The sequence below is a fragment of the Delftia sp. Cs1-4 genome (genome assembly GCF_000214395.1).
Taxonomy (GTDB): Bacteria; Pseudomonadota; Gammaproteobacteria; order Burkholderiales; family Burkholderiaceae_C; genus Comamonas; species Comamonas acidovorans.
This window is the reverse complement of record NC_015563.1, coordinates 2,408,056-2,426,282: the sequence shown is the minus strand read 5'-3', so window position 1 is coordinate 2,426,282 and position 18,227 is coordinate 2,408,056. Positions and strand designations below refer to the sequence as shown.

Here is an 18,227-nt window from a genome sequence, read left to right as displayed (position 1 = left end):
GCAGCGCGGGCGCCCTGCCCTGCACCGGCCCGCTTTGCCTTGTCTCCCGCACACCCGAAGGACGCCATGGCTCTCCACCCCGACCTGCAAGCATTTCTTGAACTCGCCAACGCCCAGGCATCCAGCCGCCCGCGCATGAGCCAGATGACGGCAGCGCAGGCGCGCGCCGCCTACGACAACGCCACGCTGGCGCTGGACCTGCCGGGCGACGATCTGCCCACCGAGGACCTGGATCTGCCCACGCGCGACGGCGCGCGCATCCGTGCCCGGCTCTACCGCGCAGCCCCTGAACACACAGCCGCGCCCTGCCTGCTGTTCTTTCACGGCGGCGGCTATGTGCTGGGCGGGCTCGAGTCGCATGACAGCCTGTGCCGCAGCCTGGCGCTGGGCACGCCCTGCAATGTGCTGGCCATCGACTACCGGCTGGCGCCAGAGCACCGCTTTCCCACAGCCTTCCTCGACGCACAGGACGCCCTGGCCTGGCTGCTGGCGCACGGCGGCCGCCATGGCCTGGACGCGCAGCGCCTGGCCATTGGCGGCGACAGCGTCGGGGGCACGCTGGCCACGGCCCTGTGCATCGCCGCGCGCGACGCGGGCATGCCCCAGCCCTTGCTGCAGTTGCTGCTCTACCCCTGCACGGCAGCGCAGCAGGACAGTGACTCGCATGCGCGTCTGGCCACCGGCCATCTGCTGGAAGGTGACACCCTGGCCTGGATGTTCGGCCAGTACCTGCGCAGCGATGCGGACCGGCAGGACTGGCGCTTTGCCCCCCTTCAGGCATCCGACCTGGGCCGGCTGGCCCCCACGCTGATGGTGCTGGCCGAGTACGACCCGCTGATCGACGAAGGAAAGCGCTATGCCGAGCGGCTGCAGGCCGCCGGCGTGGCCGTGGACCTGCAGATCTACGCCGGCATGGTCCATGACTTTGCGCGGCTGGGCGCCGTCACCGAAGAGACCGAGGTGCTGCGCGACCGGCTCTGCAAGGCACTGGCCCATGCCTTCCAGGCGGCCCGCAGCCCGGCCCTGGCATGAACGGCCCTGGCATGAACATTTGCCGCTCCTGCGCGTCATCCCGGTCATGAGGCTGCCTTGTGTCCCTTGTGTCCCTTGTGCCCTTGCCCGAGCCCCGACCCGTGTCCCGCACGCGGGCCACTCCATCTGAAAGAGTCCACGTGCGTCCAGTCGAAGCCACCGCTACACCGTCACCAGACGCCTCCGGCGCCAGCTACCTTGCGCATGCAGGCGCCGAGACGATCAGCGTCTTCGGCGATGGACAGCGGCTGCGCCTGGAACGTTCGGGGTCCGTGCATGCCGGCAGGCCCGGCAAGCACAGTCTCTGGAACCTGTCGCCCACGGCCGCGCCAGGCCTGATGCAGCTGCAATGGCTGGGCCCCTGCTCGGGCATGCCCGAAGCGGATGAACTGCTGGCCGCACTGCAGGCCGGCTTTGGCCTGCATCCCGATACGCAAGCCATCGAGCTGTCCCTGCCCCGGCTGCCGCCCGGCCTGCGCGACAGCATCGCCACAGTGCAGCCGGGCCAGGCACCGTGCGTGGCAAGAAGCGTGCTGTGGCAGCAGCCCCTGTGGCTGCCCCGCCCGCGCCCACCCTATGCGCTGCACTACACGATCAGCGAAGGCCGGCGCCACCCCGTGCGCCTGCACAAGCCGCGCGGCGAGGTCTACCGCCGCTTCATCCCCTGGCTGGGCCGCACGCTGAGCTTTCGCACCGTGGAGCCCGAGGCCGACCTGCCCCTCATCCACCGCTGGATGAACGACCCGGTCGTCGCGCATTTCTGGGAGGAAAGCGGCGACCTCGCCCACCACCGCGCCTACCTGCAGCGCATGGCCGGCGACCCGCATGCGCTCGGCCTCATCGGCTGCTTCGACGCCGAGCCCTTCGGCTACTTCGAGGCCTACTGGGCCAAGGAAGACCGCATCGCCCCCTTCTATGACGCGGGCGACCATGACCGGGGCTGGCATGCGCTGGTGGGGGAGGCGCGGTTTCGCGGCCAGCCCTACCTGACGGCCTGGCTGCCCTCGCTGTCGCACTACCTCTTTCTGGACGACTGCCGCACGCAGCGCATCGTCGTGGAGCCGCGCGCCGACAACCGCAAGATGCGCAAAAGCCTGCCGCGCTGCGGCTATGCGCTGGTCAAGGAATTCGACTTCCCGCACAAGCGCGCCGTGCTGGGAGTCCTTCTCAGGGAACGCTTTTTCGCAGACGCCTTGTGGATACCGCAGACCGACGCAGCCGCGCCGGACGCACTGGACGCATCGACCCAATGAAAGGACCTTCCATGCAAACCCACCCGCTGATCGGCATCGGCTTCGGCCCCTCCAACATTGCCCTGGCCATCGCCCTCAAGGAGCGCGAAACCACCGCGCGGGCCATGCACCCCGTCTTCATCGAAAAGCAGCCGCGCTTCGCCTGGCACCGGGACATGCTGCTGGAGCAGGCCCACATGCAGGTGTCCTTCCTCAAGGACCTGGCCACGCTGCGCAATCCCACCAGCCGCTTCACCTTCATCAACTACCTGCACGAGAAGGGCCGGCTGCAGGACTTCATCAACCTCAAGACCTTCTTTCCCAGCCGCCACGAGTTCAACGACTACCTGGCCTGGGCCGCCTCCAAGTTCGAGGACCGTTGCGTCTACGGCCAGGAAGTCATCGAGGTGCTGCCTGAAAAACGCGACGGCAAGGTGGAGCTGCTGCGCGTGCGCTCGCGCGATGCGGCCGGCAACGTGCATGAGCGCCTGGGCCAGAACCTGGTCATGAGCATCGGCGGCACGCCCAGCATTCCCGAGCAGTTCAAGCCCCTGCGCGGCGACGCGCGCGTCTTCCACTCCAGCGCCTACCTGCGCAGCATTGCCGAGCATGCCAGGCCGCTGCGCATCGCCGTCGTGGGCGCGGGCCAGAGCGCCGCCGAAATCTTCATGGACCTGCACGGCCGCTACGCCGCCGCCGAGATCGACCTGGTCATGCGCGCCCGCTCCATCCGCCCCTCGGACGACAGCCCCTTCGTCAACGAAATCTTCAACGCCGACTTCGTGGACCATGTCTACAGCCGCCCGCACGACGAGCGCGGCGCCCTGCTGCGCGAGTTCTGGCACACCAACTACGCCTGTCCCGACCTGGAACTGATCGAGAGCATCTTCAAGGTGTTCTATGAACAGAAGGTCGTCGGCGATACGCGCCATCGCTTCCTGCGCCGCCACGAGGTGCAGGACGTGCGCGCGGCCAGCGACGGCATCCACCTGGGGCTGCGCGATCTCAACAGCGGCATCGACCATGCATCGCGCTACGACGTGGTGGTGCTGGCCACCGGCTATGCGCGCGAGCACCACAAGACCCTGCTGGACCCGCTGGCCCCCTACCTGGGCGACTTCTCCGTGAGCCGCGACTACCAGGTGCACACCACGTCGGACTTTCGCCCCGCCATCTTCCTGCAGGGCGCCTGCGAGGGCTCCCACGGCCTCAGCGACACCCTGCTGTCCGTCACTTCGGTGCGCACCGGCGAAATCGGTGAAGCCCTGCTGGCAGCGCAAGCCCAAAGACCCGATGTTGCGCGCACAGAACAGCTGGCGCTGCAGGATTGAAAGATCGCACAGGGCATGATGGCGCAGGGATCTCCCATGCCATAATTTGAATGCAAACCATTTGCATTTGAATTTGAATCACCTGCGCCGCTGAATCCCATACCCGCTGCTGCACCACCCCGGCCCTGGCCGGGGTTGCAGCATCCGGTAGGCCCTTCTCTGTACGGACCCAGGGGTTCCAACCCATCGCCCTTGCGGAAAGGCAGGTATCCGGATGCGTGACCTGATCCAGGAACTCGTGGCTCACTATGGCGATCTGCGCCGCCAGCTCACGCGCGATCTCAGGGATCCGCACTATGCGGCCGACATCGCGCAATCGAGCTTCGAGCGGGTCTATGTGCACGCCCTGGGCCTGCGCAGCGGCAAGAAGGCCGAAACCCTGCCCGACGCCGGCATCGAATCCCCACGCGCCCTGCTGTTTCGCGTGGCACGCAATCTGTGCATCGACGACGCGCGCAAGCGCAAGACCGCCCAGGAATGGACGCGCCAGCAACTGGTGGTGCAGCACAGTGCGCCCTCCAGCGAAACCCTGGCCGCCCAGCGCCAGATCCTGAACCGCGTCGTCCAGGCGCTGGAAGGCCTGCCGCCTCGCCGGCGCGAAGTCTTCATCCTCTTTCGCGCCCATGGCTACACGCGCGCGGAAATCGCCGACCAGCTCAACATCACCGAAATGGCCGTCGCCAAGCACATGGTGCGCGCCACGCTGGACTGCTCGCGCGTGCTGGCCCAGCTGCGCTCCGAACTGATCGAGGACCATGCGCTGGGCAGCGCCATGGATTTCGACAACAGTACACTGACCGACGACGCATCCTGACTCCCCCTTTCCATGGCAAGTGCACCTAGCGAGCGCATGGTCGAGCATGCGCTGACGCTGATCGTTCAAAGCGAAATCGCTCCCGACCCGGTGGCCGACCAGGCCCGCCTGACCCTGGGCGAATGGCGCGGGAAATCAGCCCGGCACGATGCCGCCGCACGCGAGGCGCACCTGCGCTGGAACCTGCTGGGCGGCATGTCCGGCGGCCTGCGCGAGCAGTTCCAGGAAACCGCCCTGCTGGCCGACCGGGCCTCGCGCTCCACCCAGGCCGTCCGGCGCCGCAAGCTGCTGCTGTCCTTCGCCGGGCTGCTGGGCACAGGCGCGCTGGCGGGCCGGGGCGCCTACTGGTACTGGCAGCAGCCCATACACACCTCGGCCTACGCCACGCGCAACTCGCAGATCCTCAAGATCACTCTGGCCGACGGCAAGCTGCCGCTGCAGGCCAGCCTGGTGGAACTGGCGCCCCAGAGCGCCATTGCCGTGACGCTCTACCGCCAGCGCCGCAGCGTGTCCATGGCCCGGGGCGAAGTGCGATTCGACGTGGCCCCCGATCCCGACCGGCCCTTCGAGGTCATCACGCGCGAGGCACGCATCGAGGTCGTGGGCACGGTCTTCACCGTGCGCGACCGCGGCGGCCCCGTCACCGTGGGCGTGGAGCATGGCCATGTCAGGGTCCGCGTGCTGGGCAGGGATGCGCAGGATGCGACGGGCCCGGCGGCGGCAACGCTGGACCTGCTGCCCGGCCAGATCGTGGACATCCGCAACGGCCAGGCCGAGGCCGTGCGCCAGGCCGATGCCGCCACGCTGTCCGCCTGGCGCGAGGGCTGGCTGGTCTTCGAGAACACCCCGCTGGCCGAGGCCCTGGCCACGGTCAACGCCTACCGCACCCAGCCCATCGAAGCCGCCGATGCGCGCGTGGCCGCGCTGCGCCTGACCGGGCGCTTTCGCGCCAATGACTCGGCCGGCCTGCTGGCCGTGCTGCCGTCCATCCTGCCGCTGAGGGTGCGCCCGCAGCCGGATGGCGGGGTGCAGTTGCAGGCGCTCTGAAAGCATTCCAGGCAGGCATTCGGGCGCCTGCCAGTGCAAAAAAATTGCAACAGACTGTCTTCGTTTCGGCGGCCCATACGTCTTCGCAGTGCGGCATGTGGCAACCGGGAAAGAACGGGAGCCCGCGCCTCTTCAGGAATAGCTCTCATTCAATGCACCCGGAACACCATCAACCATGCGTTCTCTGCCCAGACAGCATCTGCTGAGCGCCGCGCTCGCCGCGGCCTTCGGCACCACCACCCTCTGCGCTCTTCCCGCTGCCGCGCAACCCGCCGCCCAGGCTCCTTCACAGGCCTTCGACATCCATGTGCCCTCACAGCCGCTGGCAACGGCACTCAACGAGCTTTCCCGGCAGACCCAGACCCAGGTGTTTGCAGCCGGGGACCTGGTGTCCGGGCTGAATTCCCGCGCCGTTTCCGGCAAGCTCAGCGTGGAGCAGGCCTTGAGGGACATGCTGGCAGGCTCATCCCTGGAAGCATCCAGGACGGCCAATGGAGGCTTCGCCATCCGGCGCTTGGTGAGCGGCAGCACCACGCTGCCTGTGGTCAATGTGCTGGCTGCGCACGAGGGCGAAAGCCCGACGGGCCCCTTGCAAGGCTATGTGGCCAAACGCAGCGCCACGGGCACCAAGACGGATACGCCCCTGATCGAAACGCCGCAGTCCATCTCCATCGTCGGCGCCGAGGAAATCGAGGTGCTCAAGTCGCAGAACCTGCAGGACGCGCTCGGTTACGTGGCCGGCGTCAGCCGCTCCGAAGGCCTGGACAGGACTTCGGACACGCTGATCGTGCGGGGCTTCCAGCTCGACGGTAACGGCAACCAGTACCGCGACGGCACCAAGTACACCGTCAACATCTTCAACGGCCAGCAGGAGCCCTACGGCCTGGAGCGCATCGAGCTGCTCAAGGGCGCCGCATCGGTGCTCTACGGTTCTGCCGCGCCCGGCGGCATCATCAACACGGTGAGCAAGCGCCCGACGTCCACCCCCCTGCACGAGCTCAATGTCGAAGTCGGCAGCTTCAGCCGCAAGCAGGTTTCCGGCGACTTCGGCGGCCCGCTGGACAAGGACGGTGAATGGTCCTATCGGCTGACCTTCCTCAAGCGCGACAGCAATTCCTTCGTGGACTACACGCCCGACGACCGGCTCTTCATCGCGCCGGCGCTCAAGTGGCAGCCCAATGCAGCGACCTCGCTGACCATCCTGGCCGATTACCAGAAGGACAGTTCGGCCTATGTTTACGGCCTGCCCGAGGAGGGGACCATCCTGCCCAACATCAACGGGCGGTTACCCCGTAACCTGTTCGTTGGAGAGCCAGGCTACGACAAGTTCGAACTGAACCGCTTCTCCATCGGCTATCTGTTCGAGCACGCCTTCAACGACAGAGTCAAGCTGAGGAACAGCCTGCGCTACATGAAGGCAGACAACGAATACGCGTCCATCTGGATCTCCGGCCTGGCGGCCGACCAGCGCACCACGGCATACAGGGGGGTGGCACCGCGGTGGGACCGCTCCTCCGCCGTGGTCTCCGATACCTCGCTCGAATACCAGGCCGAGACTGGCAGCGTGCGGCACACCATGCTGGTGGGCTTCGATTATTCGGCACCCCGCCACGAAAGCGAACGCTACACGCGCAGCATCGACAACATCGATCTCTACAACCCTGTCTATGGAAGCCCCATGGGCACCGAGATCACACAGAACCCGTATTCCTGGAAGAGCACGGCCAAACGCATGGGCCTCTATGCCCAGGATCAGATGAAGATCAACGACAAGTGGGTGGTCCTGGTGGGCGGACGCTATGACTCCGTCCGCTACGACGAGAGCAGCTTCTTCACCGGCGCGAAATCCGTGGACAACGAGAAGGACCACGCCTTCACGGGCCGTGCCGGCCTGGTCTACCTGGCCGATAACGGCTGGGCTCCTTTCCTGAGCTACAGCGAATCCTTCGAACCGACCTCGGGCCGGGACCGCCTGGGCTCGCGCTTCAAGCCGACCACGGGCCAGCAGTATGAGGCCGGCGTGCGCTACCAGCCCAAGGGCTCCAATACGATGATCTCGGCCGCCGTCTACCAGCTGACGCGCCAGAACGTGCTCGTCGCCGATCCGCAAGATCCCACCCTGACCTACAGCATCCAGCAGGGAGAGGTCCGCTCGCGCGGCTTCGAGCTGGAGGCCCGCACCGCCGTGGGCCGCAATGCCAACCTCATCCTGGCCTATGCCTATACGGAGGCAGCCACCATCAAGGCAAGTCCCCTGCAGCCCGAACAGGAAGGCCTGCGCTCCCCGGGCGTGCCCTACAACCAGCTTTCGATCTGGGGCGACTACAACTTCGGCATCCTCGGCCTGCCGGGCCTGAAGATAGGCGCAGGCATGCGCTACGTGGGCAGCACGCGCAGCCAGACCAACAACCCCGTGCCCGCCTTCACGCTGTTCGACGCCATGGTCAGCTACACCACGGGCCCCTGGAGGCTTGCGCTGAACGTCAACAACCTCACCGACAAGACCTACATAGGCAACTGCACCTACGGCTGCTTCTACGGCGAACCGCGCAGGGTCATCGGTACGGCAACCTATCGCTGGTAGAACGGACTGCCGCGAGGCCGGCCCTGCAGGATGCGCCCGCAGGCCGGCGGCGCCGTGCAGCTGCAGACTCCCTGAACGGCGCCTTCGGCGCCTGCAAAAACCAAAAGACCACGGCCGGATCGCTCCGGCCGTGGCCCATGCCTGGTGGCGGACTGCCACCGGGAGGTGGCCGTACCCATGACCCTGCGCGGCTCGCCGCAGAAGCAGTCGTGCGTGCAGCCGCAAGCATAGGTCTTGTCCGCCAGATTGGTCGGATTCAAGGCCAGGCGCCACGGGGATTCAAAGACCTGGCCAACGCTCTGCCCGGACGATTGGGCGGCAGCCAGGGGAGGCCACAGCGAGCCCGGCGGCCCCGCAGCAGCCCCTTGGCGCAGCGACCCACGCCAAGGGGCTGCGCCGGATCATCCGGGCTCGAACTCGCAGGCCAGCAGTTCGAGCAACTGCGCAAGCAGGCCGGCATCCCGCAGCATGGAGAAATGGTCTGCCTCGATCTCCGAGCCCGGGACATCGTCCTGCCGCAGTTGCTGCTGCAACCTGGTGCGGTCGCTGGCATTGCGGCCCTCGCTCCACCACAGCTGCGCCGCGCCAGCCACCGGCCTGAGCCTCTCGGTCTGCAATGACAGGCGCTTCAGATGAAGCGCCGTCATGAAGGTCTGGGCCAGATCAGCCCCCTCCATGGGTACGCTGCCTTCGGCCAGCTGCGCGCCTGCTCGGGCCGCAGCGCGTCCCAGAGGACCCGCCAGAAGGTCGGCGCTGGGCTGGGAGATGGTGTGGACCTCGGCCACATCATCGATATCTGCATGGGGAAGCAGATGGCCCACAAAGGCCAGGAAATCCGGCCACCAGTCATCGGACGAGGTCTGCCCGGCCTCGGGAACGAAGGGATCGACCAGTCCCAGCAGTCCCAGCGTCTGGCCCTGGGCCTCCAGCCGGGATGCCATCAAGGCCACAAGGCTGCCGCCCAATGACCATCCCAGCAGGTGGTAGGGCCCGCTGGGCTGAACGGCGCGGACCATGCGGCAGTAGTCATCGGCCATCTGTTCCAGCGAATGGTCCAGGTGGTCTGGCGCAGACAGACTGCGGCAGGCGATCGCATACACGGTCCGCACGCCGTTGAGCGCCCTGGCCAGCGGCTGGTAGTCGAAGATGGTTCCAAAGCCCGCATGGATGCAGAAAAGCGGTGGCACCCCCTCGCATACGGCATTGAGAGCGATCAGGCCTGCAGCGCGTGTCTCCTGTTCGGCGCCCAGACCCAGCAGGCCGGCGATCGTGGGCCGTTGCAACAGATCGCGCAGCTTGAAATCCAGCCGCCGGTTGCCGAGCTTGCGCACCTTGGCGTGCATCTTCAGGCTGAGCAGCGAATCTCCGCCCAGTTCGAAGAAGTTGTCGGTCTCGCCCACCCGGTCCACGCCCAGCACCTCCTGCCATACCTTGGCCAGCGCACGGGCCTCGTCCGTCGAGGGCGGCACGAAAGCTCTCGCACCGTCGGCCTCGGGCAGGGGCAGTGCTTGGCGGTCCAGCTTGCCGCTGACAAGACGAGGCAGGGCGGGCAGCGGCACGCAATGCGCCGGCACCATGTAGTCCGGCAGGCGCTCGGAAAGCTGCTGGCGTATGCGCTGACCTGCACGGTTGTCCGCTGCCAGGCCGTCCAGCACCAGATAGGCAACCAGTTGACGGCCAGAGGCAGCCTCCTGCACAACCACGGCGGCATCGGCAACGCCGGCCAGCGCGCGCACGGCCTTCTCCACCTCGCCTAGTTCGATGCGGAAGCCCCGGATCTTGACCTGATGGTCGGCACGGCCTATGTACTCGATATTGCCGTCATCCATCCAGCGCACCAGGTCGCCGGTCCGGTACAGGCGCCCGCCCTGCGCATCGAACGGATTGGCGATGAAGCGCTCGGCGGTCAGTGCACTGCGCCCGAGATAGCCGCGCGCCAGACCGTAGCCTCCGATATACAGCTCGCCCACCCTGCCGGCCGGCAACAGCTGCATGTCCTCGTCCAGCACGTAGACGGAACGTTCGCCCACGGGCCTGCCTATGGGTGCATAGGCGCACTCGAAGCGTTGATCGCCGCCGGTGCGCCAGATCAACGGCGTCACCACCGTTTCCGTGGGTCCATAGCCGTTGATCAGCCAGCGCGGCCGCAGATGGGTGGACACCTTGTCGTAGGCTGCCTTGGGCATGGCCTCTCCGCCAAAGACATAGAGTTCTACCTCGGGAACATCGTCGCGCGGCGCGGCCCAATCGGCGATCTCGCCAAGGTAGGCAGGCGGGAAGGCCGCCGTGGTCACGCCATGGCGTTGCAGCGCCTGATAGGACTGCTCGGCCGTCCAGAGTTCGCCGTCCCTCAGCACCAGGCTGGCTCCCACGCACAGGGGCGTCAGCCAGCGCTCATGGGCACCGTCGAACGAGAAGGACATGAAGTGCAGTTCGCAGGATGCGGGCGTCATCCCATAGATTTGCGCCGTGGCCAGGCAGTGCATGGCCAGCGGGCCGTGGGATACCGCCACGCCCTTGGGAAGCCCGGTGGAGCCCGACGTATAGATCACGTAGGCCAGATGATCGGCGTCGCAGCGCGGCGCCAAGCCGTGCGCCTTCAGCTGGCCATAGGGCACGTCTTCCATGCGCAGTGTCGGCACGTGCAACGCGGCCAGCCGGGGCAGCACGCTGCTCTGGCTGACCAGAAGCATGGCCCCGCTGTCCTGGAGCATGAAGGCCAGCCGGTCGCAGGGATAGGCGATATCGAGCGGCACGTAGGCACCACCGGCCTTGAGCACGGCCAGCAAGGCAACCACCATGTCCATGGAGCGCTCCAGCGCCACCCCGACCACCTTGTCGGGCCCCACCCCCAGCTCCACCAGATGGCGTGCCAGGCGATTGGCCTGGGCGTCGAGCTGTGCATAGCTCATGTGCGCATCGCCCATCCTCAAGGCGATGGCCTCGGGCCGCGCGCTCGCCTGCTGCGCGATCAGCGCATGCACCGTGCTGCGCGGCCCCGGGGGAGCCTGCGACTCGGAGCGGCCCAATGCCAGCATGCCGGCCTGCTGCGAAGCGCCCAGCCACCCCAGCTGCCCCAGGGGCTGGTCCGCATCCAGAACCAACAGTTGGTGCAGCAAATGCTCGACCAGCTGCCGCATGTCCGCCACACGGGCCTCGTCGAAGGACTGGCGCGCGTAGCAGTACTCGATTTCCAGCACCTCACCCACGGTGACCTGCAAATCCATGGCGTAGCCGGTCAGGCCGCTGCCGGCCACGGCACCGAATTCCAGCCCGAACTGGTCCAGGCGCTTCATGGTCTGGTCCATCGGATGGTTCTCGAAAACGATGATGCTGTCGAACAGGGGCCTGCCCGCAGATCCTGCCCAGCGCTGTATGTCGGCCAATGCCGAGTGCTCGAATTCCCGCGCCCTCAGATTGCCGGACTGCACCGCGCGCAGGTATTCGCCGATGGACAGCCCAGCGCGCACCGATACGGCGATCGGAATGGTGTTGATGAACAGGCCCAGCATCTGCTCGGCGCCCTCCAGGCTTGCAGGCCTGCCGGCCACCGTGGCGCCGAAGACGACCTGCCGGCTGCCGGCCTGCCGCTGCAACACCAGCGACCAGACGGCCTGCACCAGGGTGTTCATGGTCACGCGCTCGCGCTGGGCCAGGCCCACGAGGGCGGCTGTCCGCTGCGCATCCAGCCGCGTGAAAAGCTTGGCATAGCCGTCGGTGCCGGTGCGCTGCTGGGGGTCGGCCAGCAGAACCGGCCCCTCAAGCCCGGCCAGCTCCCCTTGCCAGAAGGCCTTGGCAGCCTCGGCATCCTGCCGCTGCAGCCAGCGCAGGAAGTCCCCGTAGGCGGGAGGCTGGGCGGGCAGTTGCTCGCCCGCATAGCTCTGCAGCCATTCCCCCCAGAGCCGGGAATCGCTCCAGCCGTCCGTGAGGATGTGGTGCTGTGTCCACAGCAGCCGGAAGCCCGTGTCCGAGATGCGGATCAGGTGGATGCGGACCAGCGGCGGAGCCATCCAGTCGGTCTCCCTGCACAACTCCTCCCTGCCCAGGCGGTCCGCGCGCTCGACCGCATCATCAAGCCCACGCCAGTCATGCTGCACGAACTTTGCCGTTGCCTGGCGCAGCACCACCTGCAGCGGTCGCTGCATGCCAGCCTGCCAGACAAAGGCCGTGCGCAGCATGGCGTGGCGCTGCACCATGGCCGACCAGGCGCGGGCCAGGCGCTCGGCATCGACCCCGGACAGGTCCACCCCGAGCTGATTGACATACAGACCGGTTCCCGGCGCCTCCATGGCATGGAAGAACATGCCTTCCTGCGTCGGAGTGAGCGGATACACATCCTCCACGTCTTCCTGGGCAAACGGCAGGCCCGCCAGGGCCTGGGCATCGAAAAAGTCCACCAGGCGGCCACGCTGCCCGTCCGACGGGGTCCCCGCCACCGCCGCGCGCTGGTCCGCAGGTTCTGCCACGGCCGCGAGTTCGGCCACCGTCTGCCGCTCGAACAATTGCCGGGGCGTGATGCGCCAGCCGGCACGGTACGTCCGACTCACGATCTGCAGGCTCAGGATGGAATCGCCGCCCAGCATGAAGAAGTTGTCGCTGCGCCCCACACGATCCAGCTCCAGCACCTCTTCCCAGATGCCTGCCAGCATCGCCTCCACATCGCCCTGCGGCGCCTCGTAGGCCTGCGCACCCGCCAGCTCGGGCTCGGGCAAGGCCTTGCGGTCCACCTTGCCATTGGCCGTCAACGGCAGGGCATCGAGCACGACGATGGCCGAGGGCACCATGTAGTCGGGCAGCGCATGGCCCAGCCGGTCCTTGAGCAAACCGTCTTCGGCTGGCGAATTCAGCGAGACATAGGCCACCAATCTCGCCCCGCCTGCGCTTTGCTTGGCCAGGACCACCGCCTCACGCACTTCAGGCTGGGCCAGCAGTTGCGACTGCACCTCGCCCAGCTCGATGCGGAAGCCCCGGATCTTGACCTGCTGATCGACCCGGCCCAGGTATTCCAGCTCGCCCTGCGCGTTCCAGCGCACCAGGTCGCCTGTGCGGTACAGCCTGCTGCCATCGTCCGTGAAGGGATTGGCGATGAAGCGCTCCGCGCTCAGGCCTTGCCGGTTCAGGTAGCCACGCGCCAGGCCCGCGCCCGCAACGAACAGCTCGCCCGCCACGCCTTGCGGCAACAGGTTCAGACTGCCGTCCAGCACGTACAGGCCCAGGTCCGGAATGGCAGTTCCCACGGGACTGCGGCCACCGTCCAAATCTGTCTTGGTGATCTCCCGGTACGTCACATGCACCGTGGTCTCGGTGATGCCGTACATGTTGATGAGTCGGGGGCTTTCGTCCCCGAAGCGATCGAACCACGGCCGCAGGCTTTCGGGCTCCAGCGCCTCGCCGCCGAAGATCACCTTGCGCAGCGCCAAGCCGGAGCCGCCCTCCTCATCGTGCTCCACCGCATGGACCAGTTGGCCAAACGCCGAAGGCGTCTGGTTGAGCACCGTGACGTGCTCGGCGCGCAACAGCGCCAGGAAGTCCTGGGGCGAGCGGCTGACCCAGTACGGCACCACCACGAGCCGGCCACCCGTGCACAGCGCGCCAAAGATCTCCCAGACCGAGAAGTCGAAGGCGTAGGAATGGAACAGCGTCCAGACATCGTCCGGGCCGAAGCCGAACCAGGCATCGGTGGCAGCGAGCAGCCGCGCCACGTTGCGGTGGCTCAGCTGCGCGCCCTTGGGGCGGCCCGTGGAGCCCGAGGTGTAGATCACGTAGGCCAGGCTGTCGGCCGAGACCTGCACCTGCGGATCGGCATCCGATTCGGCCGACAGGTCCAGCGTATCGACCTCCAGAATCTGCAAGCGGTCTGCACCCGGAATGCGCGTACGCACTGCAGCCTGCGTCAGCACCAGGGCAATGCCGCTGTCCTCCACCATGTGCGCCAGCCGATCGGCCGGATAGTCCGGGTCCAGCGGCACATAGGCGCCACCGGCCTTGAGGATGGCTAGCAGGCCGACCACCATCTCCACCGAGCGCGACATGGCAATGCCCACGCGCGACTCGGGGCGCACGCCCAGGGCGATCAGGCGGTGGGCCAGGCGGTTGGCCTGGGCGTTGAGTTCGCCATAGCTGAGGCTGTGTGCATCGAATACCAGGGCCTTCGCCCCGGGCCGCACACGCGCCTGTTCTTCGATCGCGTGCTGCAGCGGCACGGCATGCGCAAGGCATGGCTGCCTGCTGCCGCAGCGCTCAAGCGCCGTCCGCTCCGTCTCACCCAGAATCTGCAGCGCCCCTGCATTGCTGTGTGGAGCCCGCTCCAGCGCCCCGACGACCGCCTGGATGGCGGCCCCCATGTAGCTGCACAGCCGCTGAGCACCAATGGACTCGCTGGCCTGCATCACGATGCCGAAGCCCTCGCCCAGATCGTCGATCGATACCGTTACCGGGTAGTTGGTGCGTTCCTCACCACCCAGGACCGTGAGGCCTTCCCAGGTTCTGGCGGCAGTGTCCACGTCCTGCGCCGCGCTGTAGCGATAGTTGAGCAGGGTGGAGAACAGCGGCGTACCACCCTCCAGCGCACTGCAGCGCTGCGCCAGCGACAGCGTCGCGTGCTCATGGTGCATCAGCCCCGACAACCCCTCATGCGTCTGGCACAGGCACTCCTGCACGCTGCGCTCTCCCAGCCGTACGCGCAGCGGCAAGGTGTTGATGAACATGCCCAGCGCACGCTCCACCCCCTCGCCACCCTGCATGCGCCCGAACAGCACCGTGCCGAACACCACGTCGTCCCTGCCCGTGGTCCGGCCCAGCACCAGCGACCAGGCCAGATGGAACAGGCTGGCCGCGCTCACGCCCTGGCGCTGCGCTGCAAGGCGCACGGCGCGTGCCAGCCCCGCATCCAGCACATGGCGCGCCTCCTGCACCCCGCTGCCGTCACCCTGCACGTCCAGCAGGCCGAAAGGCGCCGTGGGCTCATCCACATCGCCCAGCATGGCGCGAAAGAACTCTTCGTGCTCCCTGGCGCTCACCCCCAGCCGCGCCTGCGCCACGAAGCGCCTGAACGGCAGCGGCCGGGGCAGCGCATGCTCGCGCCCCTGGCGGATCAGCGCGATCTCCTCGACGATGCGCTCCAGCGTCGTGTGGTCCAGCACCAGATGGTGGGTCAGCAGCTGCAGCAGCCAGCGGCCCTGCGGCGCATCCTGCGCCGCCGCGGCGCGGATCATCGGTGCCTTGCGCACTTCGATGCGCTGCACGCGCGGGTCCAGCCGCTCGTGCAACTGCGCCGCCGCATCGGCGCCCGCCACCACATCCACCCATTCGGTCTGGACCTGCGCATGGCGCCAGACCACCTGCACAGGCTCGGCCAATCCCTCCCAGAGCACGGCCGTGCGCAGGATGTCGTGCCTTGCGATCACCTGGTTGAGGCTGTCCACAAAGCCTTGCAGCCGCTCGCGCGTATCGAAGCTCAGCAGTTTGGGCGTGGCGTAAGCATCGCCCTGCTGGTGCAGCATGTGGTGGAAAAGAATGCCTTCCTGCAGCGGTGCCAGCGGGTAGATGTCCTGGATGTTGGCTGCACCACCGGGCACGGCTGCGGCGATCCGTGCAATCTCCTGGGCGTCCAGCGCCACCAGGGTCAGCATGGCCGGGGTGATGGCCGCGCAGTCTTCGGGAATGCCGTTGGGCGGCACCTGCACCTCGGGTCGAGCATCGGCCTGTTCGCCACCAAGGGCCTGCGCAAAGTCGGCCAGCCTGGGCTGAAGGAACAGGCTGCGCACCTGGGCCGCCAGCCCCCTGGCGCGCATGCGTTCGAGCAGCTTCAGGGCCAGCAACGAATGACCACCCAGCTCGAAGAAGCTGTCATGGCGTCCCACGCGCTCCACGCCCAGCACCTCGGCCCAGATGCGCGCCAGCGCCTCTTCCAGTTCGCCCTGCGGCGCCTCGTATTGCTGGGTACTTGCCATTTCCGGTTCAGGCAAGGCCTTGCGGTCCACCTTGCCATTGGCCGTCAACGGCAGGGCATCGAGCACCACGATGGCCGAGGGCACCATGTAGTCGGGCAGCGCATGGCCCAGCCGGTCCTTGAGCAAACCGTCTTCGGCTGGCGAATTCAACGAGACATAGGCCACCAGCCGCGCCCCGCCCGGCCCCTGGCTGGCCAGCACGACGGCCTCACGCACCTCCGGCTGCGCCAGCAGCTGGGCCTGCACTTCGCCCAGCTCGATGCGGAAGCCCCGGATCTTGACCTGCTGGTCGGCCCGGCCCAGGTATTCGAGCTCGCCCTGCGCGTTCCAGCGCACCAGATCGCCTGTGCGGTACAGCCTGCTGCCATCGTCCGTGAAGGGGTTGGCGATGAAGCGCTCCGCGCTCAGGCCTTGCCGGTTCAGGTAGCCACGCGCCAGGCCCGCGCCCGCAACGAACAGCTCGCCCGCCACGCCCTGCGGCAGCAGGTCCAGGCCGCCATCGAGCACATACAGGCCCAGGTCGGGAATCGCCACTCCGACGGGGCTGCGTCCTCCTTGAAGGTCAGTCTTGGTGATCTCCCGGTACGTCACATGCACCGTGGTCTCGGTGATGCCGTACATGTTGATGAGTCGGGGGCTTTCGTCCCCGAAGCGATCGAACCACGGCCTCAGGCTTTCGGGCTCCAGCGCCTCGCCGCCAAAGACCACATGGCGCAGCGACAGGCCAGCGCCACACTCCTCGTCCTGCTCCACGGCATGCACCAGCTGCCCAAAGGCCGAAGGCGTTTGATTGAGAACCGTGACGCGTTCCGCACGCAGCAAGGCCAGGAAGTCCTGGGGCGAGCGGCTGACCCAGTACGGCACCACCACGAGCCGGCCACCCGTGCACAGCGCACCAAAGATCTCCCAGACCGAGAAGTCGAAGGCGTAGGAGTGGAACAGGGTCCAGACATCGTCAGGCCCAAAGCCGAACCAGGCCTCGGTGGCAGCGAGCAACCGTGCCACGTTGCGGTGGCTCAGCTGCGCGCCCTTGGGGCGGCCCGTGGAGCCCGAGGTGTAGATCACGTAGGCCAGGCTGTCGGCCGACACCTGCACCTGCGGATCGGCATCCGATTCGGCCGACAGGTCCAGCGTATCGACCTCCAGAATCTGCAAGCGGTCTGCGCCCGGAATGCGCGTACGCACAGCAGTCTGCGTCAGCACCAGGGCAATGCCGCTGTCCTCCACCATGTGCGCCAGACGGTCGGCCGGGTAGTCCGGGTCCAGCGGCACATAGGCGCCACCGGCCTTGAGGATGGCCAGCAGGCCGACCACCATCTCCACCGAGCGCGACATGGCAATGCCCACGCGCGACTCGGGGCGCACGCCCAGGGCGATCAGGCGGTGGGCCAGGCGGTTGGCCTGGGCGTTGAGTTCGCCATAGCTGAGGCTTTGTGCTTCGAATACCAGGGCCTTCGCCCCAGGCCGCACACGCGCCTGTTCTTCGATCGCGTGCTGCAGCGGCACGGCATGCGCAAGGCATGGCTGCCTGCTGCCGCAGCGCTCAAGCGCCGTCCGCTCCGTCTCACCCAGAATCTGCAGCGCCCCTGCATTGCTGTGTGGAGCCCGCTCCAGCGCCCCGACGACCGCCTGGATGGCGGCCCCCATGTAGCTGCACAGCCGCTGGGCACCAATGGACTCGCTGGCCTGCATCACGATGCCGAAGCCCTCGCCCAGATCGTCGATCGATACTGTTACCGGGTAGTTGGTGCGTTCCTCACCACCCAGGACCGTGAGGCCTTCCCAGGTTCTGGCGGCAGTGTCCACGTCCTGCGCCGCGCTGTAGCGATAGTTGAGCAGGGTGGAGAACAGCGGCGTACCACCCTCCAGCGCACTGCAGCGCTGCGCCAGCGACAGCGTCGCGTGCTCATGGTGCATCAGCCCCGACAACCCCTCATGCGTCTGGCGCAGGCACTCCTGCACGCTGCGCTCTCCCAGCCGTACGCGCAGCGGCAAGGTGTTGATGAACATGCCCAGCGCACGCTCCACCCCTTCACCGCCCTGCATGCGCCCGAACAGCACCGTGCCGAACACCACGTCGTCCCTGCCCGTGGTCCGGCCCAGCACCAGCGACCAGGCCAGATGGAACAGGCTGGCCGCGCTCACGCCCTGGCGCTGCGCTGCAAGGCGCACGGCGCGTGCCAGCCCCGCATCCAGCACATGGCGCGCCTCCTGCACCCCGCTGCCGTCACCCTG

The 18,227-nt window shown here is 67.3% G+C and carries 7 protein-coding genes (1 of these 7 running past the window's edge); 6 read left to right on the top strand and 1 reads right to left on the bottom strand.

The genetic code is table 11. The annotated features are described in order from the left end of the window. The first annotated feature begins 66 nt into the window (after positions 1–66). From DELCS14_RS10625 to DELCS14_RS10600, 6 genes are all read left to right on the top strand, one after another. Positions 67–1,032, top strand: a complete 966-nt coding sequence (locus tag DELCS14_RS10625) for an alpha/beta hydrolase (protein WP_013801608.1) — start codon at positions 67–69, stop codon at positions 1,030–1,032. Positions 1,033–1,172: 140 nt separating this feature from the next. Continuing rightward, complete coding sequence (locus DELCS14_RS10620) at positions 1,173–2,285, top strand: GNAT family N-acetyltransferase (protein ID WP_043795957.1); 1,113 nt, start codon at positions 1,173–1,175, stop codon at positions 2,283–2,285. Positions 2,286–2,296: 11 nt separating this feature from the next. Continuing rightward, positions 2,297–3,595 carry a lysine N(6)-hydroxylase/L-ornithine N(5)-oxygenase family protein gene (locus DELCS14_RS10615; protein ID WP_013801606.1) on the top strand — a complete coding sequence of 433 codons (1,299 nt, stop codon included), beginning with the start codon at positions 2,297–2,299 and terminating at the stop codon, positions 3,593–3,595. A gap of 214 nt (positions 3,596–3,809) precedes the next feature. Next, positions 3,810–4,409 (top strand): RNA polymerase sigma factor, encoded by a 600-nt coding sequence (locus DELCS14_RS10610; RefSeq protein WP_013801605.1) that lies wholly within the window; start codon positions 3,810–3,812, stop codon positions 4,407–4,409. 12 nt (positions 4,410–4,421) lie between these two features. After that, positions 4,422–5,456 carry a FecR domain-containing protein gene (locus DELCS14_RS10605; RefSeq protein ID WP_013801604.1) on the top strand — a complete coding sequence of 345 codons (1,035 nt, stop codon included), beginning with the start codon at positions 4,422–4,424 and terminating at the stop codon, positions 5,454–5,456. A 175-nt stretch (positions 5,457–5,631) separates the two neighbouring features. Continuing rightward, positions 5,632–8,040: a TonB-dependent siderophore receptor gene (locus DELCS14_RS10600; RefSeq protein WP_013801603.1), complete on the top strand. Its 2,409-nt coding sequence runs from the start codon at positions 5,632–5,634 to the stop codon at positions 8,038–8,040. 401 nt (positions 8,041–8,441) lie between these two features. Here the strand turns inward: DELCS14_RS10600 and DELCS14_RS10595 are convergent, their stop codons facing one another. After that, positions 8,442–18,227, bottom strand: partial view of a non-ribosomal peptide synthetase gene (locus DELCS14_RS10595; protein ID WP_013801602.1) — the 3' portion only. The gene runs 4,023 nt beyond the window's last position; only the last 9,786 of its 13,809 coding nucleotides appear in the window; the start codon falls outside the window, past its right edge — the gene reads right to left on this strand; its stop codon occupies positions 8,442–8,444.

Bases quoted from the DNA above. Each gene is read 5' to 3' on its own strand.
- DELCS14_RS10625 (WP_013801608.1), top strand. From the start codon at position 67: ATGGCTCTCCACCCCGACCTGCAAGCATTTCTTGAACTCGCCAACGCC.
- DELCS14_RS10615 (WP_013801606.1), top strand. From the start codon at position 2,297: ATGCAAACCCACCCGCTGATCGGCATCGGCTTCGGCCCCTCCAACATT.
- DELCS14_RS10610 (WP_013801605.1), top strand. From the start codon at position 3,810: ATGCGTGACCTGATCCAGGAACTCGTGGCTCACTATGGCGATCTGCGC.
- DELCS14_RS10605 (WP_013801604.1), top strand. From the start codon at position 4,422: ATGGCAAGTGCACCTAGCGAGCGCATGGTCGAGCATGCGCTGACGCTG.
- DELCS14_RS10600 (WP_013801603.1), top strand. From the start codon at position 5,632: ATGCGTTCTCTGCCCAGACAGCATCTGCTGAGCGCCGCGCTCGCCGCG.